15 protein-coding genes, 1 pseudogene and 3 riboswitches are annotated in these 21,913 nt (G+C 35.3%); of the genes and pseudogenes, 13 read left to right on the top strand and 3 right to left on the bottom strand.

The features are described 5' to 3' along the window. Positions 1-3: 3 nt before the first annotated feature. Positions 4-687: pseudogene (locus PQF83_RS22855) on the top strand (ABC transporter permease). 122 nt (positions 688-809) lie between these two features. Here PQF83_RS22855 and PQF83_RS22850 read toward each other — a convergent pair. Next, the gene (locus PQF83_RS22850) at positions 810-2,144 is read right to left on the bottom strand and encodes an FAD-binding oxidoreductase (protein WP_000814875.1); all 1,335 of its coding nucleotides are present in this window, start codon (positions 2,142-2,144) and stop codon (positions 810-812) included. A 243-nt stretch (positions 2,145-2,387) separates the two neighbouring features. On the opposite strand from PQF83_RS22850, the gene PQF83_RS22845 reads away from it, so the two are divergent. The 4 genes from PQF83_RS22845 to PQF83_RS22830 all read left to right on the top strand — a co-directional run bounded on the left by PQF83_RS22845 (position 2,388) and on the right by PQF83_RS22830 (position 10,002). After that, the gene (locus PQF83_RS22845; protein ID WP_001044741.1) at positions 2,388-4,052 is read left to right on the top strand and encodes a glycoside hydrolase family 13 protein; all 1,665 of its coding nucleotides are present in this window, start codon (positions 2,388-2,390) and stop codon (positions 4,050-4,052) included. A gap of 205 nt (positions 4,053-4,257) precedes the next feature. Beyond that, on the top strand, positions 4,258-5,895 hold the full coding sequence (locus tag PQF83_RS22840; protein WP_000705535.1) for a PTS transporter subunit IIBC: 1,638 nt from the start codon (positions 4,258-4,260) through the stop codon (positions 5,893-5,895). Positions 5,896-5,899: 4 nt separating this feature from the next. Then, on the top strand, positions 5,900-6,691 hold the full coding sequence (locus tag PQF83_RS22835) for an endonuclease/exonuclease/phosphatase family protein (RefSeq protein ID WP_000771967.1): 792 nt from the start codon (positions 5,900-5,902) through the stop codon (positions 6,689-6,691). Positions 6,692-6,996: 305 nt separating this feature from the next. Beyond that, positions 6,997-10,002, top strand: coding sequence for a YhgE/Pip domain-containing protein (locus tag PQF83_RS22830; RefSeq protein ID WP_000810114.1), 3,006 nt, complete (start codon positions 6,997-6,999; stop codon positions 10,000-10,002). A gap of 40 nt (positions 10,003-10,042) precedes the next feature. Here the strand turns inward: PQF83_RS22830 and topB are convergent, their stop codons facing one another. Next, positions 10,043-12,232, bottom strand: a complete 2,190-nt coding sequence (gene topB / locus PQF83_RS22825) for a DNA topoisomerase III (RefSeq protein WP_000047312.1) — start codon at positions 12,230-12,232, stop codon at positions 10,043-10,045. A 268-nt stretch (positions 12,233-12,500) separates the two neighbouring features. Next, a riboswitch (TPP riboswitch) is annotated at positions 12,501-12,610 on the top strand. 72 nt (positions 12,611-12,682) lie between these two features. Between topB and thiM the strand changes: the two genes are divergently transcribed. From thiM to PQF83_RS22810, 3 genes are all read left to right on the top strand, one after another. Next, the gene (gene thiM, locus PQF83_RS22820) at positions 12,683-13,489 is read left to right on the top strand and encodes a hydroxyethylthiazole kinase (RefSeq protein WP_001080177.1); all 807 of its coding nucleotides are present in this window, start codon (positions 12,683-12,685) and stop codon (positions 13,487-13,489) included. Positions 13,490-13,505: 16 nt separating this feature from the next. Continuing rightward, on the top strand, positions 13,506-14,165 hold the full coding sequence (gene thiE / locus PQF83_RS22815) for a thiamine phosphate synthase (protein ID WP_000086994.1): 660 nt from the start codon (positions 13,506-13,508) through the stop codon (positions 14,163-14,165). Positions 14,166-14,244: 79 nt separating this feature from the next. Continuing rightward, positions 14,245-15,180 (top strand): alpha/beta hydrolase, encoded by a 936-nt coding sequence (locus PQF83_RS22810; RefSeq protein WP_000823920.1) that lies wholly within the window; start codon positions 14,245-14,247, stop codon positions 15,178-15,180. A gap of 58 nt (positions 15,181-15,238) precedes the next feature. Here the strand turns inward: PQF83_RS22810 and PQF83_RS22805 are convergent, their stop codons facing one another. Next, on the bottom strand, positions 15,239-16,552 hold the full coding sequence (locus PQF83_RS22805) for an anaerobic C4-dicarboxylate transporter family protein (protein WP_000498710.1): 1,314 nt from the start codon (positions 16,550-16,552) through the stop codon (positions 15,239-15,241). A 283-nt stretch (positions 16,553-16,835) separates the two neighbouring features. Further along, positions 16,836-16,920: riboswitch (cyclic di-GMP riboswitch) on the top strand. A gap of 141 nt (positions 16,921-17,061) precedes the next feature. Here PQF83_RS22805 and PQF83_RS22800 point away from each other — a divergent pair. The 5 genes from PQF83_RS22800 (at position 17,062) to PQF83_RS22780 (ending at position 21,871) form a co-directional block, all read left to right on the top strand. Beyond that, positions 17,062-18,801: a methyl-accepting chemotaxis protein gene (locus PQF83_RS22800; protein ID WP_000761106.1), complete on the top strand. Its 1,740-nt coding sequence runs from the start codon at positions 17,062-17,064 to the stop codon at positions 18,799-18,801. 61 nt (positions 18,802-18,862) lie between these two features. Next, positions 18,863-18,964: riboswitch (TPP riboswitch) on the top strand. Between the two features lie 100 nt (positions 18,965-19,064). Beyond that, positions 19,065-19,385, top strand: a complete 321-nt coding sequence (locus PQF83_RS22795) for an MTH1187 family thiamine-binding protein (RefSeq protein WP_000082897.1) — start codon at positions 19,065-19,067, stop codon at positions 19,383-19,385. Next, positions 19,357-20,130, top strand: a complete 774-nt coding sequence (locus tag PQF83_RS22790; RefSeq protein ID WP_001057151.1) for an ABC transporter permease — start codon at positions 19,357-19,359, stop codon at positions 20,128-20,130. Before PQF83_RS22795 ends, PQF83_RS22790 begins: the two co-directional genes overlap by 29 nt. Next, positions 20,127-21,125, top strand: coding sequence for an ABC transporter substrate-binding protein (locus PQF83_RS22785; protein WP_000715551.1), 999 nt, complete (start codon positions 20,127-20,129; stop codon positions 21,123-21,125). Before PQF83_RS22790 ends, PQF83_RS22785 begins: the two co-directional genes overlap by 4 nt. After that, entirely contained in the window at positions 21,122-21,871 is a 750-nt protein-coding gene (locus PQF83_RS22780) for an ABC transporter ATP-binding protein (protein ID WP_000016059.1), read from the top strand. The genes PQF83_RS22785 and PQF83_RS22780 overlap by 4 nt, the downstream gene beginning before the upstream one ends. The last annotated feature ends 42 nt before the right edge of the window (positions 21,872-21,913 follow it).

Genomic DNA, 21,913 nt, shown 5'->3' with positions numbered 1-21,913 from the left:
AGAATGCTTCGTATTGAGTATGATCGATTAGTAGCTATTTGTTACAGTATAGGGGTTTTGTTATTATTAAAAATTCCAAATGATAATGAATTAATTGGGGAAAAACTATTCAATGTCTATAAGGTTCCGATACATACGTATGTTTATATGGATTATAAAGTCTCAAATATATTGATTGTTTCTTTCATACTACATGTAATTGCATTTATATTATTTTTAAAATGGCTAGGAAAAAAGGAGTCTAGTACATTTAGAAAAATGAATAAGATAAAAGTAGTAGGCATTAGTATTTTGATTGTAATGATGTCGTTTATTTTAAATAACATCCTCCAGACATTAAATAAAACATGGTACTACGCAGGAAAAACAGGGGTAGAAGCAATAGAATATAAAAAAGAAGATAGCCAGTGTAGAATGGAGAAAAATGGAGAGGATATCGAACGAAAGTGTATTGTTACTTTAAAAAATTATCGTAATCATTCACAAGCATTAAAAGTTGTTTGATATGATAATGTAAACGAGAATTCAAAAAGTTATCTAGTACCGAAACCAGTCTATTTACAAAAACATGAGACAAAGCAATTCGAATTTCAAATTCCTGTTGCTTATAATAGCGGTGTTGAAAAAGATAAAGTACCAAATATTAAATTACATTTATTGCATGAAAATGATGCGAAATACAATTAATCTGTAATTGAAAGTTTATGAGTAGGGGCAATAATTTGAAACGATATAGAAAATCAACTTGAATCATCCAACATGCTGCAGGGTAACGGCATATTGGATGATTTTTTATTTTCTACCTTTTTTTACGTATGAAAGGGTGGAATACTTTGTTGAAAACGAAAAACATTGCAAGGATCATATATGGTTTTCACTTTACGTAATCTTTGAAAGTTAGGGCCATAATAACTAGTTTGCCAATTTTTAATGTCGATATCGGGCCAATTGACATAGTCACCTAGTGTATAAGGATCTAAGCTTTCTCGTAAATCTTTAACCCAGCGTATATTTCGATTTTCTTCATCATCACATTTCCAAGAGGTAATGTATTCTTGCGCAATAATTGCTTTGCGATGGAAATAAGCTGTTTCAGTAGGCGGAATATTTTTAACAGCACCTACGAGCGATTGGTGCCAAATACTCGCATCTTTATTTGGTGCATGTGAAAGAAAATACTGCATGATTTGAATTCCTTTAAGAGGAATAGGTTTATATACGTAGGAACCGGAGCGCTTGAAGTTTTCAGGGATGTTACCACTGTTAAAAAATTCAACAGCCTTTATATAAGGAACTTCATCTATAAAGAGAGAGGGGGTACCAGTTTCAAGAAGAGGAGATAATAAGGAATGGAGTTCAGAGGGAGAGCCAACAAACTCACCTTGTGCTTCAATTTTGTTTTGTTGTTTTGTGAATAATTCAATTGATGAAGTAAGACGTTCGTCTACATAAGGCGCCCAGTTTTGCCAAGCTTGAAAGGCAGCAATAAAATCTTCCCATTCCCATGTAATGGAGAAGATTGATACATTTTTTATAGGGTGTACGCGAAAAGTCAAAGAAGTAATAATTCCGAAGTTTCCACCACCGCCACCGCGGCATGCCCAAAACAAGTTATGGTTTTCATGTTCGCTTGCACGAATGATTTTTGCTCCAAATTTACCACATGCTTGTACCATTTCAACTTCTATTAATTGATCACATGTTAATCCAAATAAGCGTGAAAGCATACCGATGCCACCGCCAAGTGCTAATCCAACAATTCCAACGCTTGCGCTTGTACCAGCCGGTATTGTCACACCATAATTCCAAAGCTCTTTATAAACAGTGCCAAGGTTTGCACCAGCTTCAATTGTTGCTGTTAATTTATCTGTATGAACAGTAATACGATGCATTTCACTCACGTCAATAATAAGTCCTCTATTTAAAAGAGAAAAATTTTCATAGCTATGACGTCCGCTTCTTAAGCGAAATGGTACATGACGCTCGCGTGCCCATTTTAAGGCGTTACACACATCATTTTTATTTTGACAAAACACAATAATACAAGGGAGTTTTGGAATACTTAAATTTAAGTTCATTCGGGCTACGTCATAGTCAGGGGCTGAAGGAACAACGATACGACCTGTTAATTTTGTTTGTTTCAATTTATCACTCCTTTCTAAAATAAGCGGGGCTTTTTATTAATATATGAAAAGTATATGTAACGTGCGTGGACAAGGAGATGAGAAGAATGAGATTTGCCTTTGTGAGAAATAAATAAAGCATAAGAATCAAGAAACTACATAGAGTTCAATGAAAACAGTTGCAAACTATTCATATTTTGTTATGATAGTGTTACGAAAACGTTTGCATAAAAATTCCGATGGATGCAAAAGGAGAGAATGACTATGAATAAGACATGGTGGAAAGAAGCGGTTGCTTATCAAATTTATCCACGTAGCTTTATGGATTCAAATGGCGATGGTATTGGAGATTTACAAGGTATTATTGCGAAACTGGATTATTTAAAAGATTTAGGAATAGATGTAATTTGGATTTGTCCAATGTATAAGTCACCTAATGATGATAATGGTTATGACATTAGTGATTATCAAGATATTATGGATGAGTTTGGGACGATGGAAGACTTTGATGCTTTACTAGATGAAGTTCATAAACGTGATATGAAGCTTATTATTGATTTAGTTATTAATCATACAAGTGATGAACATCCATGGTTTATTGAGTCTCGTTCATCTAAAGACAATCCGAAGCGTGATTGGTATATTTGGCATGATGGTAAAGATGGTGCAGAACCAAACAACTGGGAAAGTATTTTTAATGGTTCGGCATGGGAGTATGATGAAGTAACAGGACAATATTATTTACACTTATTCTCGCGTAAACAACCAGATTTAAACTGGGAGAATAAAGAAGTTCGAGAAGTGCTATACGATACAGTTAATTGGTGGCTTGATAAAGGAATTGATGGTTTCCGAGTAGATGCAATCAGCCATATTAAAAAAGAAGACGGCTTTAAAGATATGCCAAATCCAAAAGGACTAAAGTATGTTCCATCTTTTGATAAACATATGAATGTGGATGGTATTCAACCTTTATTAGAAGAATTAAAAGAAAATACATTTTCTAAGTACGATATTATGACTGTTGGTGAAGCGAATGGCGTTAAGATTGAAGATGCTGAGCTTTGGGTTGGAGAAGAGCAAGGTAAGTTCAATATGGTATTCCAATTCGAACATTTAAGTTTATGGGATGCAGAAAAGAAGAAAGATCTTGATGTTGTAGGGCTGAAAAAGGTATTAACGAAATGGCAAAAAGGGTTAGAAAATAAAGGATGGAATGCTTTATATATTGAGAATCACGATAAGCCGCGTATCGTTTCAACTTGGGGAGATGATAAACAATATTGGCGTGAAAGTGCAACGGCTCTAGGAGCAATGTATTTCTTTATGCACGGTACACCGTTTATTTATCAGGGACAAGAAATTGGGATGACAAATGTCCAATTACCAAATGTTGAAGATTACGATGATGTTGCAACTAAAAATTTATATCGTGAGAAAATTGCAGAGGGCGTATCACATCAAGATATGATGGAAATTATATGGGCTTCTTGCCGCGATAATTCACGTACACCTATGCAGTGGAACGATGAGATGAATGCTGGCTTCACAACAGGTGCACCTTGGTTTAGTATGAATCAAAACTACAAAGAGATTAATGTTGAAAAGCAGAAAAATGAAGAAAACTCTATTTTCAATTTCTATAAGAAAATGATTGCCTTGAAAAAAGAGCACGATGTACTGAATTACGGTACGTACGATTTACTTTTAGAAGATGATCCGCAAATTTATGCATATACTCGTACATTAAACGATGAAAAAATAGTCGTAATTAGTAATATCTCAAAAGAGGAAGCTGTGTATAATGAGGATTTATTTGCACTAGAACGCAAACGTTTGCTTTTAAATAACTATGAAGTTGCGGAACATGAACAAGTAAATTCAATCACGTTAAAGCCGTATGAAACAAGGGTTTATCGTATTTCATAATAAAAAAGGATGCTCTTAGAGCATCTTTTTTTATGAAAAATAATAAATTTCTATTGCAAAGTGAAAACGCTTTTATTAAAATAGATTTATGAAAACGGTTGCGTAAAGATAAAAATGAAGTAACATAAGGAATCGTTTTCATAATAGAAACAGAAATTATAATTTAAATCATTATGTTGTTATAAATAAAGGGGAGGAAGAACAGATGAAAATTACGTCTTTTGATTTTTGGCAAAAGTTCGGGAAAGCGTTATTAGTTGTTGTAGCTGTAATGCCAGCAGCTGGTTTAATGATTTCTATCGGTAAGTTAATTGGAATGTCTGCTGGGGATATTAACGCAGTTCATACAATCGCTCGCGTAATGGAAGATATCGGTTGGGCAATTATTACTAATCTACACATCTTATTCGCAGTAGCGATTGGGGGATCTTGGGCGAAAGATCGCGCAGGTGGTGCATTTGCAGCGCTATTAGCATTCGTCTTAACAAACAGAATTACAGGGGCTATATTTGGCGTAAACGCTGAAATGTTAGCGGATTCAAAAGCGAAAGTTTCTTCAGTATTAGCAGGGGACTTAATTGTAAAAGATTACTTTACTTCTGTACTTGGTGCACCAGCATTAAACATGGGGGTTTTCGTAGGGATTATCACAGGTTTCTTAGGAGCTACTTTATATAACAAATATTATAACTATAACAAACTGCCACAAGCATTAGCATTCTTTAACGGAAAACGATTCGTGCCATTCGTTGTAATTGTTTGGTCTACAGTAACTGCAATTGTATTATCACTTTTATGGCCATTCATCCAAAGTGGATTAAATGAATTTGGTCGCTGGATTGCAGCTTCAAAAGATAGTGCACCAATTGTTGCACCATTTGTATATGGAACGTTAGAGCGTTTACTATTACCATTCGGTTTACATCATATGTTAACAATTCCGATGAACTATACAGAGCTGGGCGGAACATATACGATGTTAACTGGCTCAAAAATTGGACAAGTTGTAGCAGGACAAGATCCATTATGGCTTGCATGGATTACAGATTTAAATAACTTATTAGCAAATGGAGATACAAAAGCATATAACGATCTATTAAATAATGTTGTACCGGCTCGTTTCAAAGCTGGACAAGTTATCGGTTCAACAGCAGCATTAATGGGTATTGCTTTCGCGATGTTCCGTAATGTTGATAAAGAAAAACGTGCAAAATATAAACCAATGTTCTTATCAGCAGCATTAGCAGTATTTTTAACAGGTGTAACAGAACCAATTGAATTCATGTTCATGTTTATTGCTCCAGTATTATATGTTGTATATGCAATTACAACAGGACTTGCATTCGCATTAGCAGATTTAATTAACTTACGTGTTCACGCATTCGGATTCATTGAGTTAATTACTCGTACACCGATGATGGTTAATGCAGGATTAACTAGAGATTTAATCAATTTCGTTATCGTTTCATTAGTATTCTTCGGTCTGAACTTTACATTATTCAATTTCTTAATTAAAAAGTTCAACTTACCAACACCAGGACGTGCAGGTAACTATATTGATAATGAGGATGAGGCATCAGAAGGAACAGGAAATGTACAAGATGGTTCATTAGCAACAAAGGTTATTGATTTATTAGGTGGAAAAGAAAATATTGCTGACGTAGATGCTTGTATGACACGTTTACGTGTAACAGTAAAAGATTTAGATGTTGTTGCACCAGAAGCGCAGTGGAAACAAAATGGTGCTTTAGGACTTATCGTAAAAGATAAAGGTGTACAAGCGGTATATGGCCCGAAAGCTGACGTATTAAAGTCAGACATTCAAGATATGTTAGGTGCGTAATAATATGAAATTGCTAACTTTAAACTGTCACTCTTGGCAAGAAGAAAATCAAATAGAAAAGATAAAATATCTTGCTAAAGTCATTCAAGAAGAAGAGTACGATGTTATCGCATTGCAAGAAGTAAGTCAGTCGATAGGAGCTAAAAATGTATGCGGTAACAAGAAAGAAGATAATTTTGGACTTTTACTATTAGAAGAGTTAAAAGCGTTACATGTAAAAGATTACAATATTACTTGGGATTTCTCTCATATTGGTTATGATGTGTATGAAGAAGGATTAGCGATTATAACGAAGCATAATGTTGTAAAAGAAGATACGTTCTTTATTTCAGAAAATAAGGATACAACGTATTGGAAAACACGCAAAATTGTAAGTGCAACAATTGCTTATAATGGTAAGAACATCACGTTTTACTCTTGCCACCTCGGTTGGTGGAATGATGAAGAAGAATCATTTAAAGGTCAAGTGAATCGTTTGATGGAGCATGTAGATAGCAATGAACTTTCCTTCTTAATGGGTGATTTTAATAATAACGCTCGTTTGCAAGGGGAGGGTTATGAATATATGATGCAAAAAGGTTTGCATGACACATATGAACTAGCAATAGAGAAGGATGAAGGAACAACTGTCCAAGGTGAGATTGCTGGTTGGGATGAAAATAAACATAATTTACGAATCGATCTAATATTGTGTAACCGAAGTGAAAAAGTTTGTTCTTCAAAAGTTATTTTTAATGGTACAAACCGAAATATAATTTCAGATCATTTCGGTGTAGAAGTGCAAGTAGATATATAATAGAAGAAATCCTCACAGATAATAAAAAGCTGTGAGGATTTTTTTAGGAATACAAGTATTTCCAAGAGAAAATACTTGTATTTTTTATGACATTTCCTATATATTTGTTATTATTGAATGTAAAACCGATTTGGTCATTTTGTATTCATGCTTTGACTTACTTCGTTATATAATGTAGTAAGTTAAAGTTAATGGGAAAAAATAGTTCGTTTTTGGTTAATCCACGATGTAGAAAGTGATATAATTGCAAAATGTATGTATCATTTTCTAAAGAAGGAAAAATATATAATTAGGTGATAACTTCTATGAAACAAATTTGGCGTATTTATAAGACAGATTTACGGAATGTAGCAAAACATTGGGCTGCAATTGTTATTGTTGTAGGGTTAATGATTTTACCATCGTTATATGCATGGTTTAACATTAAAGCTTCTTGGGATCCATATGGAAATACAAAAGAAGTTCCCATTGCAGTTTCTAACGAAGATGCAGGCTCTAATTTAAGAGGAAAAGATATCAATATCGGGAACGAGATTGTAGATTCTCTGAAGAAAAACAAAAATCTTGGCTGGAAATTTGTAGATGAAAAACAAGCAATTTACGGAGTGGAACGCGGGGATTACTATGCAAGCATTACAATTCCAAAAGACTTCTCTGAAAAGATTGCAACTGTTCTGGATGAAAATCCACAGAAACCAGAACTTGATTACTATGTAAATGAAAAGGTAAATGCGATTGCACCGAAGATTACAGCAAAAGGTGCATCAGGTATTACAGAAGAAATTAGTAAAAACTTTGTTAAAACAGCGAACGGTGAGATTTTTAAAATCTTCAATGACCTTGGAATCGATTTAGAAACAAACTTACCAAGTATTGAGAAAGTAAAAGATCTTGTATTTAAGTTAGAAGCGCAGTTCCCAGAAATGAATACATTGATGGATAAGGCGTTAGATGATGCGACTCGAGCAGAGGATGTTGTGAAAGTAGCGCAGAAAGAGTTGCCGGTTGTAGAGAGTGTTATTAATGATGGTCAGGATACACTTAAGAGCTTAGATGCATTCTTTGCGAGAAACGATGAAACATTGAATCGTGCTCCAGGAACTATTAAGAATAATTTAATTGTAACGAAGCAGGGATTGGATGCTGCAGCGAAAATTACGGATTACTTAAAAAATCCTTCATTTGATTTTAATCTGACACTTCCAGATCCAGCTAAATTACCAGTGTTACCTAATATAACTATTCCGCAAATACCACAAATACCAGAAATACCAGAAATTCCAGCATTACCGCAAGTGAATGGTGAGGGGTATAAAAATATTGCTAAAAATATTAATCAAACTGTAAATAATGTTTTTAGTTCGATACGTGTCGGAACAACTTACGCACAAGGTGTTATAAACGGGTTGCAAAATGGTAATTTTGATCCAGAGAAAGCGAAACAAGATCTTAATAATGTTTCTGAGACGCTACAAGGTAGAGCAGATAGTGTTTCATATGTAATTGATATCTTTACTAAATTTAAAGAGTCGGCATCAACTGATTTTGGAAAAGAATTCTTCCAAAAGAGAATAGAGAAATTAACAAACCTTAAAACAGCAATTGTAAATGCAAATGGTGGCGTTAAAGATATTGCCAATATTATTGGTACAGGGCAAGAAGTGAAACAAGATGTAAGAGATGCTACTAATAAAAAGCTAGATGCAATAAATAACTTGGTAAATCAAGCAGAAGCAGATTATAATGCTACGTTTGTAGCAGATTTCGAAAAAGCAGTAAGCACAGCTGAGCAATTGAAAAACCAAGCTGAGCAATTGAAAGACAAAGCTGAAAATGTAAAAGAAGATGCTCAGCAACTTAGAGGTAATTTAAATCAAGATATAAAAAAAGCGAATGAGTTAGTAAATCAAACCAATGAGGCATTAGACAATGGTAGAGAAAAGTACGATAAGGCTGTAAGTGATTACAGCAGAGTAAAAACAGAACTTGGAAAAGCAAGAGAAGACTTAAGCAACGCAGGTGTTAATGGATTAGACTCTACAAAAGTAGCCTTAAATGATTTAAATGGACAGTTCAAAGCAGCATGGAATTTAGTTAATGATATGATTCCAGTTCTGGAAAATACAAATAAAGTTTTAGCAGATGTAAATAGTGATAAGAACACGAATAACACGATTTCTAAATTGAATAAAGTAAAAGATGGTCTTCAAAAAGGAATCGATTTAACTGATAAAGGAATTGACGCTATTAATAAAGGTCAAAAGCCAGCAGCAGATGTTATTGAAAGTATTAACGCAGTATCTAAAAGTACTTCGGCCCAAATAAGTGACATCTTAGCTAAATACGATTCAGAAATCGTTCCAAACTTTAATGAAGCAATTGCTCGTACAAAAGAGATGTCTAAAAACACATCTCAAATTTTAAAAGAAGCAGACAAAAAGCTTCCAGATGTTAAAAAAATACTAGAAGATTCATCAAAAGGCTTAGTAGATGGTAAAAAGAAATTAGCAGACATTAAAGCTGAAATGCCAGCTACTGAGAAAAAGATTAAAGAATTGGCAGATAAAATTCGTGATTTTGAATCTGAAGAGGATTTAAAAGACATCATACGCTTATTGAAAAACGATGTTGAGAAGCAAAGTGACTACTTTGCGAATCCAGTAAATTTAAAAGAGAATAAATTATTTGCAATGCCGAACTACGGTTCAGCGATGTCACCATTCTATACAGTGCTTGCATTATGGGTAGGCGCATTATTAATGGTTTCATTATTAACAGTAGAAGTACATGAAGAGGGCGCGAATTATAAGAGCCATGAAATTTACTTCGGACGTTTATTAACATTCTTAACGATAGGTCTTTCACAAGCGTTTATCGTATCAATGGGAGATATATTCTTACTCGGTACGTACGTAGTCGATAAATTCTGGTTTGTATTATTTAGTTTATTTATTGGTGGAGTCTTCGTTTGTATCGTATACTCACTCGTTTCTATTTTTGGAAACGTTGGGAAATCGATGGCGATCATTTTACTTGTACTGCAAGTAGCAGGGTCGGGCGGAACATTCCCAATTCAAATGACACCGAAATTCTTCCAAGCAATTTATCCGTTCTTACCGTTCACATATGCAATTAGTGCAATTCGTGAAACAGTAGGCGGAATGCTGTGGGATATTGTAACGCGAGATTTACTTGTATTAAGTGCTTTCGTAGTAGTTATGATTGTAGCTGCGTTATTACTGAAAACACCAATTAATAAATCGAGCGAAAAATTCGTTGAGAACGCAAAAGGAAGTAAAATCATTCACTAACATAAAAGGTTCCTACCGATAGAGGTAGGAACCTTTTTGTTTAATCAAATTTTAATTTCTTTAATGCTTCTGCAAATGGGTTATTTAATGGTTCTTCTTCTTTTTTCTGTTGTTTCATATATTTTTGAACGTCACGTTTATCAGCTTTGTTTCCAGATTCTTTTTTACGTCTTTCTTGGAATGTGGATAATTTTTCGCGATAGCCACATTTACATGCAAAGATTTGCCCTGCACCTTCACCACGTAATTCTAACTTCTTCTTACACTGAGGGCAACGAGCGTTTGTTGTACGAGATACATTTTTACGATGACCACATTCACGGTCTTGGCAAACGAGCATTTTTCCTTTTTTGCCGTTTACCTCTAGCATTGGTTTACCGCAATCTGGACAAGATTTCGTTGAAATGTTGTCATGTTTATATTTTTTATCACTCGATTTAATTTCAGAAACAATTTCTTTCGTATAGTTCTTCATTTCGGAAATGAATACTTCTTTTTTCAGTTTACCCTTTGCAATTGCCTCTAGCTTTTGTTCCCACTCACCAGTTAGTGTAGGTGATTTTAACTCTTCTGGTACTAAATCAAGTAACTGACGGCCTTTTGAAGTAATGTGAATATCTTTACCGCGTTTTTCAATTAAGAATGAATTGAATAGCTTGTCGATAATATCAGCTCGTGTTGCTACAGTACCTAATCCACCAGTTGATTTTAACGTATCAGCAAGTTGTTTATTTTGCGTATCCATATATTTTGTAGGATTTTCCATTGCTGAAAGTAAAGTTGCTTCGTTAAAACGTGCAGGTGCTTTCGTTTGACCTGATGTTTGCATAATCAACTTTACAGTTAATGTATCGCCTTTTTCGATGCGAGGTAAAAGTTGTTCTTTTACGTCATCAGTTACATCATCATCTTCAAAGCGATTTTCATATACTTCTTTCCAACCGGCATGTAAAATTGTTTTTCCGCGTGCAATGAACGTTTCATTACCGACTTTTGTGCGTAACGTTAGTTGTTCGTATTCGAATGCTGGGAATAAAACAGCTAAGAAACGTTTTACAACTAAATCATAAATTTTACGTTCTTTATCTGTGAAGGCGGAGAAGTTAACGTATCCTTCTGTTGGAATAATTGCGTGATGATCACTTACTTTACTATCATCAACAAATGATTTATTAGCCTTGATAGGCTTTTGTAATACTTTATGTGCTAAGGAACGGTACTCTCCAACACCACATGCTTTTAGACGTTCTGGAAGTGTTCCAACGATATCAGATGAAATATAGCGTGAATCTGTACGAGGGTACGTTAGCACTTTGTGTTGTTCATACAATTTCTGCATAATGTTTAATGTTTCTTTCGCAGAGTAACCGAACTTTTTATTTGCATCACGTTGTAATTCAGTTAAATCGTAAAGACCAGGAGAGAATGACTTCTTTTGTTTTTTATCAATTTCTAAAACAGTAGCATTATGTTTATCTAAACCTTTTACAATACCATCAATTTTTTCTTTATTAAAACTGCGGCTATTGCCATTTGCATCTTGCCACGTTAGTTTTAATTGATTTGTTGTTTGAGCTTCAATGCCGTAGTAAGTTTGAGCTTTGAAGTTCTTTATTTCATCTTCACGATTAGCGATCATAGCAACAGTAGGTGTTTGCACACGGCCACAGTTAAGCTGGGCATTAAAGCGAGTCGTTAAAGCTCGAGTCGCGTTAAGACCGATATACCAGTCAGCTTCTGAACGTGCGACAGCTGAAGCGTATAAATTGTCATATGCTTTACCTGGTTTTAAATTAGCGAAACCATCTTTAATTGCTTTATCAGTAACAGATGAAATCCATAGACGTTTAATTGGTTTGTTAATTCGAACTTTATCAATAATCCAACGAGCGACTAATTCTCCTTCACGCCCAGCGTCTGTCGCTACAATAATTTCATTTACATCTTTTCTAAGAAGCTGACTTTTTACAGCATTAAATTGTTTCCCTGTTTGTTTAATAACTGTTAATTTCAAACGCTCAGGTAGCATCGGTAAATCTTCTAAATTCCACTTTTTATATTTCACATCGTAGCTTTCTGGATCTGCTAATGTAACGAGATGACCTAAAGCCCAAGTCACAATATATTTACTACCTTCAAGGTAGCCGTTTCCCTTTTTATCGCACTTCAGTACACGTGCAATATCTCGTGCAACGGAAGGCTTTTCAGCGATTACAACGCTTTTTGACATATTTAAAACATCCTTTCAAATTTCCATACGTTAACTATAGCATACATCTTCTTGAGATTCAGTTTCGCTCCAGATTTGAACGTTTTTTAATGGGATAACATCTGTTTGAAAGTGAATGATCGTGACAGAACATAATATGCACCATGATGAGACTGTGAGAAATAGATAGTTATTATGCGTATTGTTTTATTAGTTGCTTCTATATTAAATAGAAAAGTAAAGAACTTGTTATTTTACTAGAATAAGAGTAGACTTTGAAGTAGAAGAATACTAAACACATGGGAGTTTGTGGATACAAACTGAGAGTATGACTAGTCCGTCATTGACCATTTGAACCTGTTGGATAATGCCAGCGTAGGGAGAGTGTAAAAGCACATGTTCAGGCACTTTGCGTACGCGCAAAGTGCCTTTTTGTGTATCTCCCATAACTATAGTTAGGAGATGAGAAGGATGAATAGGAAAGAAATTAGTAAAGTAGTGGATTTGGTGAGAGAATCTAATCCGCTCGTTCATAATATTACAAATGTTGTTGTAACAAATTTTACAGCTAACGGTTTGTTAGCGTTAGGGGCATCGCCTGTAATGGCGTATGCAAAAGAAGAAGTGGCAGAAATGGCTAGCATTGCTGGAGCGTTAGTATTAAATATGGGAACACTTCGTCCGGAAGAAGTAGAAGCGATGTTACTTGCCGGTAAATCAGCAAATGTGAACAATGTACCAGTACTGTTTGATCCAGTTGGTGCAGGAGCAACATCGTATCGAACAGAAGTTGCGAGACATATTCCGGCTGAAATTGAATTAGCGATTATTCGCGGAAATGCAGCTGAAATAGCGAACGTTATTAATGAGAGATGGGAAATTAAAGGGGTAGACGCTGGTGCTGGAAATGGTAATGTCGTAAGTATTGCAAAACAGGCAGCGGATGAATTGAATACAGTTGCGGTGATTACTGGAAAAGAAGATGTTGTTACAGATGGAGAGCGAACTGTTCTCATTCGAAACGGTCATCCTATTTTAACGAAAGTTACGGGAACAGGTTGTTTACTAACTTCTGTAATAGGAGCATTTGTAGCGGTAGAAAAGGATTATGTAAAGGCAGCGGTAGCGGCATTAACGTTTTATGGGGTAGCTGCGGAACTGGCAGCTGCCAAGACGGTGGAAAAAGGACCTGGTAGTTTTCAAATTGAATTTTTGAATCAGTTAGCGAATACGACTTCAGGTGATATAGAGAAGTATGGGAAAATTGAGGTTATATAGTAAGGAGGGAAAATAAATGTCACGTATTTCAAAGTCAGAAATGTCTAGGTTGTTATCAGTATATTTTATTATGGGAAGTAACAATTGTACGAAGGATCCACTGCAAGTATTGAGAGATGCACTTGAAGGTGGTATAACAATTTTTCAATTTCGTGAAAAGGGGGAAGGCGCTTTAACGGAAGAGAAACGCATTTGTTTTGCAAAAGAACTACAAGCAATTTGTAAGGAGTACGGTGTACCGTTCATTGTAAATGATGATGTGGAACTAGCTCTCGAGTTAGATGCAGATGGCGTGCATGTTGGGCAAGATGATGAAGGAATTATCTCTGTTCGTGAAAAAATGGGGGATAAAATTATCGGTGTATCTACACATACAATTGAAGAAGCACGCTGGGCAATTGAAAATGGAGCGGACTATTTAGGGGTTGGCCCTATTTTCCCAACGAGTACGAAAAAAGATACGAAAGCGGTGCAAGGAACGAAAGGTTTAGCTCATTTTAGAGAACAAGGAATTACAATACCGATTGTCGGAATTGGAGGTATTTCAATTGAAAATACCGCTTCGGTTATAGAAGCAGGTGCGGACGGTGTTTCAGTTATTTCAGCGATTAGTTTAGCGGAATCTGCGTATGAAAGTACGAAGAGGCTAGTAGAGGAAGTGAGTAACAGTTTGTAGAAGAAGGCTATGTAGTATTAAAACGCTACATAGCTTTTTATGTTTTGATATCGATAGTTAGAAAAAGGGGGAGGATTGTTTGAAAAGGAAACAGTTTATAGAGTTGCAAAATGAGTTGTTTCGTTTATTCGAAAAAAGAGAATTCGAAGCGATTTATAGATGCATAGATAAAGCAAAAAGGGAGTTTCCTGAAAGAATAGAAAAAACTAGTTTCTGGGAAGTGTGTGCACTTTCGGCAGAAGGTAAGTATGAGGAAGCGATTGTTAGTTTAAACGAAGCTTTAGAAAAGGGGATTTGGTGGAATCCACCTACACTTATGGGGGATGAAGATTTAAAGGGATTACGAGAGAATGCAGCTTTTAAAATGATAGTGAAAAAGTGTGAAGAAATCTTTAAGAAACAGCAGCTAACAGCCGAACCGAAATTATTTACTTATGGAAATAAAGAGGCGAAGATAGGGTTATTTTCTTTGCATTGGAGAGGATCAAATATAAGTGATTTTGCACCATATTGGTGTGAAGAAGAAATACTAAATGAGTATATATTAGGTTTTCCCCGGTCCTCACAAATACATGGAATGAAGTCGTATAGCTGGGATAATCATGAAATAGCTATAAAAGACGTTATGAAAACTTTTAATGATTTTGTAAATAAATATAACTTGGAGGACATCATCATCGCGGGAGCTTCTCAAGGGGGAAATATAGCGATAGAGTTAGCGTTAAAGAATATGTCAGCGACTCAAAAATTTATTGCAGTTATACCTGCTATTCGAGATGTTAAGGAAATTGAAAGTATAGTTGTATCAAATGATATAACGAATGTAGAAGGATATATTGTTACGGGAGACAAAGATCCATTTTATGAAAACACACTTCAATTAATGTCTATGTTTGAGGAATATAATGTGGACTGTAAATTAATTGTGAGAGAAGGTTTGGGGCATCTTTTCCCAGCGGATTTTACACAAATATTAAAGAACATAATGGAAGAATGGATAGCTAAAAATATTTAAACAAACGTTTGATTAAAAAAGCACAAACCCTGTAAATTTGTAGGTTTGTGCTTTTTCTTTAAAACATAATTGATATTAAGAGCATTCCAATTCCTATAGAAGTGAATGTTGCGATTAGGCCTGGAATCATAAAGCTATGATTTAAAACATATTTACCAATGCCAGTTGTACCAGTACGATCAAAGTTAATGGCAGCAACAATTGTTCCGTAGTTTGGAATGAAGAAATATCCATTTACTGCAGGGAACATCGCGATCAGTAGTGCTGGTGGAATACCGAGTGATAATCCAAGAGGCATTAAAGCACGTACTGTTGCGGCTTGGCTATATAGTAAAATAGATAGAATGAATAATGCGATGGCAAATAGCCATGGCGCACTTGTTACTAGATGCTGAATTGATCCTTGAATCATATTTAAGTTTCCGTTAAAGAAAGTATCTCCCATCCAAGCGATACCGAAAATAGCAACAACTGCTGTTGCCCCCGCTTTAAAGACGTTACCAGACACGATGCTTTCTACATTTGGTTTACAGAAAATAATAATAAGAGCTGCGATCGTTAACATAACCATTTCAATTGTGTTTGGCATGGAAAGACGGGCTAACTTCCCATCAACTATCCATCCTGGACGAAGTGCTTCAAATGAACCGAGAAGTACGACAAGGAAAGTTCCTACTAAGAAAAGGATAACTGATAATTTAGCGCCTTTTACATCTACAAATTCTTTTTTCTCTTCAATCTTAGGAATCATTCCTTCTTTTAATCGTTTTAAGTATTCAGGGTCTTCATTTAATTCTTTCCCCATTTTGCTAGCAACAAATGCAGCTACCATACAAGCGATAAAAGTAGAAGGGATACTTACTTTTAAAATATCTAATAAAGTGATTTTATAGTCAGCTAACATTGCTAAAAGTGCAACTGTTGCAGCTGATATAGGACTAGCTGTAATTGCTTGTTGGGAAGCAATTACGGCAATTGACATTGGTCGTTCCGGTCTAATTCCAGATTCGCGAGAGACTTCTGCGATAACAGGAAGTACAGAATAAGCAACGTGACCAGTTCCTGCACAAAGTGTAAATAGATAAGTAACAATTGGAGCAAAGAATGTAATGCGTTTTGGATTTTTTCGTAATGCTTTCTCGGCCAGATGAACAAGGTAGTCCATTCCTCCAGCGGCTTGGAGTGCACCAGCAGCTGTAATTACTGCTAAAATCATAAGCATGACATCAATAGGAGGAGCTGTAGGTTGTAAGTGGAAGACGAAAACAAGTATTGCCATACCAACGCCACCCATTACTCCTAGACCAACTCCGCCTAGACGTGCGCCAATAAAAATGCAGAGTAGTAACGTAAGAAATTGTAGCCAAAACATGATAAACTACCTCCGAAATTCATTAGTTAAGATATATTCGAATAATTTAATTTAAAAGAAAATTAAAATAAATATTCAAAACAATCCTTGTGTTATATACATTTTTTATTATATAACACAAGAAATGTAACATTCACGTACTTTGTTAAATTATTTTGAAAAAATAATACAGCCAAATTTTACATTTGTATCTCTAAATAGGTGGACATTTTAATTTTTATGTTGTAATCTTTGATAGAGAATAATGTAATTCTCATAGAACTCCCATATCGTTCAACTCGTTCAGCGAGAAAGGCAAACTGATGGAAACATTAGGACGCAAAACTACAGGAGCTAAGGCCGAAAGGCTACGCTAGCCAGTTACCGGACGGATAGGGTTGGTCTTGACCAATGCTTTTTCATTGGTCTTTTTTTATTTGCAAACAAATGAGAAACCTTATCAGTTGTTGATAAGGTTTCTATTTTAATAGTTTTCCTTTATATTAAGTTAATTAAGAAAGGTGATGTGAATGAAAAAATATTGGCACAAGCTATCATTTCTTCAAAAGAATGTATTGTTAACTGTGTTAGTTATTTTGACGCTTGTTGGTACTATGGGTGCGTTAAGTTTTAACATGTTTCAAAATAGCATGATGTCTATATTTGAAAGGCATTCTTTTGAAACAGGAGATACGGTATTACATAAATTAGACGAAGAAATAGTGAGAGATGTTACAAAAGACCCAGTGGCACAAAGAGAAAAGAGAGAGAAGTTAACAGAGAAATTAGATGAAGCAACGGAAGAATTGAATAGTGTTGGACAAACGTATATTGTTGGAGCAAAAAAAAATGAAAAAGGTGAGTTACTAATCGTCGACTTGTCTACAGACTTAGCAAATGTTGTTGAAGTAAGGCCGGGAGAATATTATAAACAACCAGATCTTTGGATGAAAGCATACGATAAGGTAATGAGCACGAAAAAAGCAAACATGACAGTAGTATATGAAGATCTATTAGGATCATGGGTAACGATATTAGAGCCAATTAAAGATGGAGACGGAAATATTGTGGCAATTGTTGCAGCCGATGTAGATGCTTCTATTGTTCCTATTACAAAGGAAAAATTCATTATACAAGGTTTAATGTTTATTTGTATTTCTGTTTTAATTGCAACTGTTATTCAATTCTTAATCGTACGTAACGCACTTGCTCCATTGCGGGATTTACGTGAAGGATTACGCAGAGTTGGTGAAGGTGATTTAAGTATTAAATTAGAGGAAAGACCAGATGATATTGGTATTATTAATGCGTATTTTAACAATACCATCGAGAAGTTTAAAGGAATTATAGATAAAGTGAAGCAGACAGCAGAACAGGTTTCCTCATCTTCACAAGAATTGTCAGTGAGTACGAAAGAAAATAGCATGGCAGTCCAAGGAATCGTAAGTTCTATAGTTGAGTTAAGGGCTGGCGTTCAATTGCAAGAAACGTCAGTACCAAAGTATTTAGATATTGTATATGAAATGGAAGATAGGATGGAAGAGATAACTAATATTGCAAAACAAATGACGAAAGAGTCTGAAGGTACGAAGCATCATTCAGAAAAAGGAAATGGTATTATTGAACAGACGATGAATCAAATGAACATAATACAAAATGCAGTACAAGATTTATCTTCTATCATTTATTCTTTGGAAGTAAGATCAAAAGAAATTAGTGATATTGTAACTGTAATTACAAGTATTTCAAATCAAGCGAATTCGCTGGCTTTACATGCTACTATTGAAGCTTCACGTGCTGAGGAAACAGGAGAGGGATTTGCCGTTGTTGCTGATGAAGTGCGTAAATTAGCAGAGCAGACGGAAGCATCAGCAAAAGATATAGCAAAATTAATAGGGGAAACACAAGCAGGAACGGAAGAAGCTGTTGTTTCAATGCAAAAAACCTCAAAAGAAGTAGAGTCTGGAATGAAACTTGTTGAAAGTAGTGGTGCTTTCTTTGAAAAAATTTCGAAATCAGCACAAACTGTTACCAATCAAGTTGGAGTTGTTTCTAGCAATTCAAATAATATATTGCAAAATAGCCAAAATATTGTTCGTGTTGTAAATGAACTATCACTTATTGCAAATAAGTATGCGAATAGTAGTAGTAATGTTGAAGAAATCATGAAAGAACAGAAAATGTCTGTACAGGATATTGCTGAATTAGCCAGTTCTTTAAGCTGGCTCTCACAGGAGTTACAAGAGTTAATTGGGGAATTCAAAAGTTAAATGAAATGATTATACATGCTTTTGTTTGTTCAATAAAATAAATCATGCTACAATGAAAACGAATTAAGGACCGGGGAGCCAATTGGCTGAGAGGATGTGAGCAAACATCGACCCTCAACCTGATCTGGATAATGCCAGCGTAGGGAGTTACTTAAAGTGATGTAGCATATGTTATTCTATAATAACTTGCATACAAGGCTTTCCTACGCAGTAGGAAAGCCTTTTCTTGTTTTAAAATTTAATTTCATAAGGGGGATTTTATTATGTCACAACAAGTTACAATTTCGTTTTCAGTAGTACCACAAGCAAAGAACAAAGATGTGTATTCTGTTGTTGATAAAGCGATTGAGGTTGTACAACAATCGGGAGTTCGTTATGAAGTAGGGGCAATGGAAACGACGCTGGAAGGAGAATTAGATGTACTTCTTGATATCATTAAACGTGCACAACAAGCTTGTGTGGACGCTGGAGCAGAAGAAGTGATTACTTCTATTAAAATCCATTATCGTCCAAGCACTGGTGTAACGATAGATGAAAAAGTTTGGAAGTACCGTGATGAATATGCAAAACCAGAAGCAATCTAAAATAATTACAGCAATTTGGCTTATCCTTCTCATTGCGATATGGGAAGGATCTGTTTCATTATTTAAAATTGAACCGTGGATTTTACCGAAGCCTTCTGCCATTGTTCAAGAATTAATTGGAATGAAAGATTTACTATTACCTAATACGATGCAGACGCTGCAAGAGGTTATAATGGGACTGTTCTTTGCGATTTTAATTGGGACAAGCATTGCAATTCTTATGGACGTTATCCCTTTATTTCGTATTTTAATAAATCCGTTGCTTGTTATTTCGCAAACGATTCCAATCGTTGTACTTGCACCGTTATTTATTATTTGGTTTGGATATGGAATGCTACCGAAAGTAATGGTAGTCATACTCGTTTGTTTCTTCCCGATTGCGCTTAGCATTTTAGAAGGTTTTCAAACGGTAGATAAAAATATGTTGAAGTTGTTGCAAACGATGAAGGCAACGAAATGGCAAGTTTACCAGAAAGTAAAGTTTCCAGCAGTGCTTCCATACTTTTTCTCCGGTTTAAAAATTGCAGTTACATATAGCGTAATGGGAGCGATTATTGGAGAATGGCTCGGTGCCAGTGAAGGATTAGGAGTTATGCTTACAAGGGCTACGAAATCCTTTTTAACAGCCCGAGTCTTTGGTGTTGCAGCAATTATTGTAATGGTGACATTATGTCTGTATTTTATCGTGGAGTTTATGGCAAGAATAACAGCACCATGGATATATAGAAAGGACGGCAGAAAATGAAAAAAGGTTTAAAAGTTATGTTGGCTGCCTTATTAGCAGTAGGTGTAGCTGGATGTAATCCGGCGAAGAAAGAAGAAAGTGCAAGTAAAGATCAAAAAGTAAAAGTCGTATTAGATTGGTTTCCGAATACGAATCATACTGGCTTATATGTAGCACAAGCGAAAGATTATTATAAAAAACAAGGCTTAGATGTAGAAATCATTCAGCCTGGTGATAATGTGACGGCGGAGCAAATGATAGCTTCAGGAAAAGCTGACTTCGCAATAAGCGCACAAGAAAATGTAACGTTGGCTCGTGTGGAAGGTATTCCTGTTGTATCTGTAGGTGCGATTATTCAGCATAACACTTCAGCTTTTGCATCGCTTAAGAAAGATAATATGACGTCACCGAAAGATTTTGAAGGGAAACGTTACGGTGGCTGGGGAGGACCAGCGGAAGAAGCGACATTAAAGACAATTATGGATAAGCACCAAGCCGATTTTAATAAAGTTGAAAAAATCATTTTAGGACAAACAGATTTCTTTAAATCAATTGGTCGTGATGCAGACTTTGAATGGATTTATTACGGTTGGGATGGAATTGAAGCGAAGCGCCAAGGAAAAGAGTTAAATACGATTATGGTGAAAGACTTAGATCCAGCGCTTGATTTCTATAGTCCTGTTATGATTACGAGTGAAAAACATACGAAGCAAGATAAAGACTTTGTGAAAAAGTTTATGAGTGCAACGACAGAGGGTTATAATTTTGCAATTAAAGAGCCGAAAGAAGCTGCTGATATTTTAATTAAAGCTGTTCCAGATGTAAATAAAGATTTAGTACAAGAAAGTCAAAAATGGTTAAGTACGAAGTATCAAGATGATGCAAAAGCGTGGGGAGTACAGAAGGAAGAAGTTTGGACGAATTACATGAATTTCTTATATGATAACAAAGTTATTAAGAAGAAAATTGATGTGAAAGATGCCTTTACAAATGAGTTCCTTCCAAGTGAAAAATGAGTGGATTACAAATAAAAGATATTGTGAAATCTTTCGATGGCAAGAATGTATTAGCAAATATTAGTGCTTCTATACGAGAGGGAGAATTTGTTTCTTTTGTAGGACCGAGTGGTTGTGGGAAAAGTACACTATTAAATATGATCGCAAATATTGAAAATCCAACAAGTGGAAGTGTAACGTATAACGATAAGCAAATGCAAGAGCAAGATGTTGTAAGTTATATGCCGCAACAGGATTTATTACTACCGTGGCGGTCAGCTTTGCAAAATATCGTTCTTCCGTTAGAAATTGAAGGGAAGCCGAAAAAACAAAGGCTGACAGAAGGAATGGAAGCATTAAAGCAGTTTGAACTAGATGAATATGCAGAACATTATCCAGATGAATTGTCTGGAGGGATGCGTCAAAGAATTAGTTTTCTGCGCACATATTTATGTGAAAAGCCAATTATGCTACTTGATGAGCCTTTTGGTAAATTAGATGCTTTTACAAAAATGGAAGTACATAGCTGGCTTCTAAACTCTTGGCACCAAGAGAAGCAAACAATCGTTATGGTTACACACGACTTAGATGAGGCAATCTTGCTTTCGGATCGCGTATTTATTTTATCTCAAAGACCAGCATCAATAGTTGGTGAGGTACAAGTGAAATTACCTAGGCCGAGAACGATGGATATGTTAACATCACTTGAGTTAAAGAAAGATAAGGAAGAAATTTTGAGAGTATTAGCTCCTTATATGAAAAAATAGAAAAAGCCTTTTAACAGTTTTTGGTATAATTACTGTTAAGAG

It is taken from the genome of Bacillus sp. FF-1 (assembly GCF_028548245.1).
Classification (GTDB): domain Bacteria; phylum Bacillota; class Bacilli; order Bacillales; family Bacillaceae_G; genus Bacillus_A; species Bacillus_A paranthracis.
This window is presented reverse-complemented; position numbering and strand designations above follow the sequence as displayed.

Excerpts from the sequence above, each read along its gene's own strand:
- PQF83_RS22845 (WP_001044741.1), top strand. The coding sequence starts at position 2,388 with ATGAATAAGACATGGTGGAAAGAAGCGGTTGCTTATCAAATTTATCCA.
- PQF83_RS22840 (WP_000705535.1), top strand. The coding sequence starts at position 4,258 with ATGAAAATTACGTCTTTTGATTTTTGGCAAAAGTTCGGGAAAGCGTTA.
- PQF83_RS22835 (WP_000771967.1), top strand. The coding sequence starts at position 5,900 with ATGAAATTGCTAACTTTAAACTGTCACTCTTGGCAAGAAGAAAATCAA.
- PQF83_RS22830 (WP_000810114.1), top strand. The coding sequence starts at position 6,997 with ATGAAACAAATTTGGCGTATTTATAAGACAGATTTACGGAATGTAGCA.
- topB (WP_000047312.1), bottom strand. The coding sequence starts at position 12,232 with ATGTCAAAAAGCGTTGTAATCGCTGAAAAGCCTTCCGTTGCACGAGAT.
- thiM (WP_001080177.1), top strand. The coding sequence starts at position 12,683 with ATGAATAGGAAAGAAATTAGTAAAGTAGTGGATTTGGTGAGAGAATCT.
- thiE (WP_000086994.1), top strand. The coding sequence starts at position 13,506 with ATGTCACGTATTTCAAAGTCAGAAATGTCTAGGTTGTTATCAGTATAT.
- PQF83_RS22805 (WP_000498710.1), bottom strand. The coding sequence starts at position 16,552 with ATGTTTTGGCTACAATTTCTTACGTTACTACTCTGCATTTTTATTGGC.
- PQF83_RS22800 (WP_000761106.1), top strand. The coding sequence starts at position 17,062 with ATGAAAAAATATTGGCACAAGCTATCATTTCTTCAAAAGAATGTATTG.
- PQF83_RS22795 (WP_000082897.1), top strand. The coding sequence starts at position 19,065 with ATGTCACAACAAGTTACAATTTCGTTTTCAGTAGTACCACAAGCAAAG.
- PQF83_RS22790 (WP_001057151.1), top strand. The coding sequence starts at position 19,357 with ATGAATATGCAAAACCAGAAGCAATCTAAAATAATTACAGCAATTTGG.
- PQF83_RS22785 (WP_000715551.1), top strand. The coding sequence starts at position 20,127 with ATGAAAAAAGGTTTAAAAGTTATGTTGGCTGCCTTATTAGCAGTAGGT.
- PQF83_RS22780 (WP_000016059.1), top strand. The coding sequence starts at position 21,122 with ATGAGTGGATTACAAATAAAAGATATTGTGAAATCTTTCGATGGCAAG.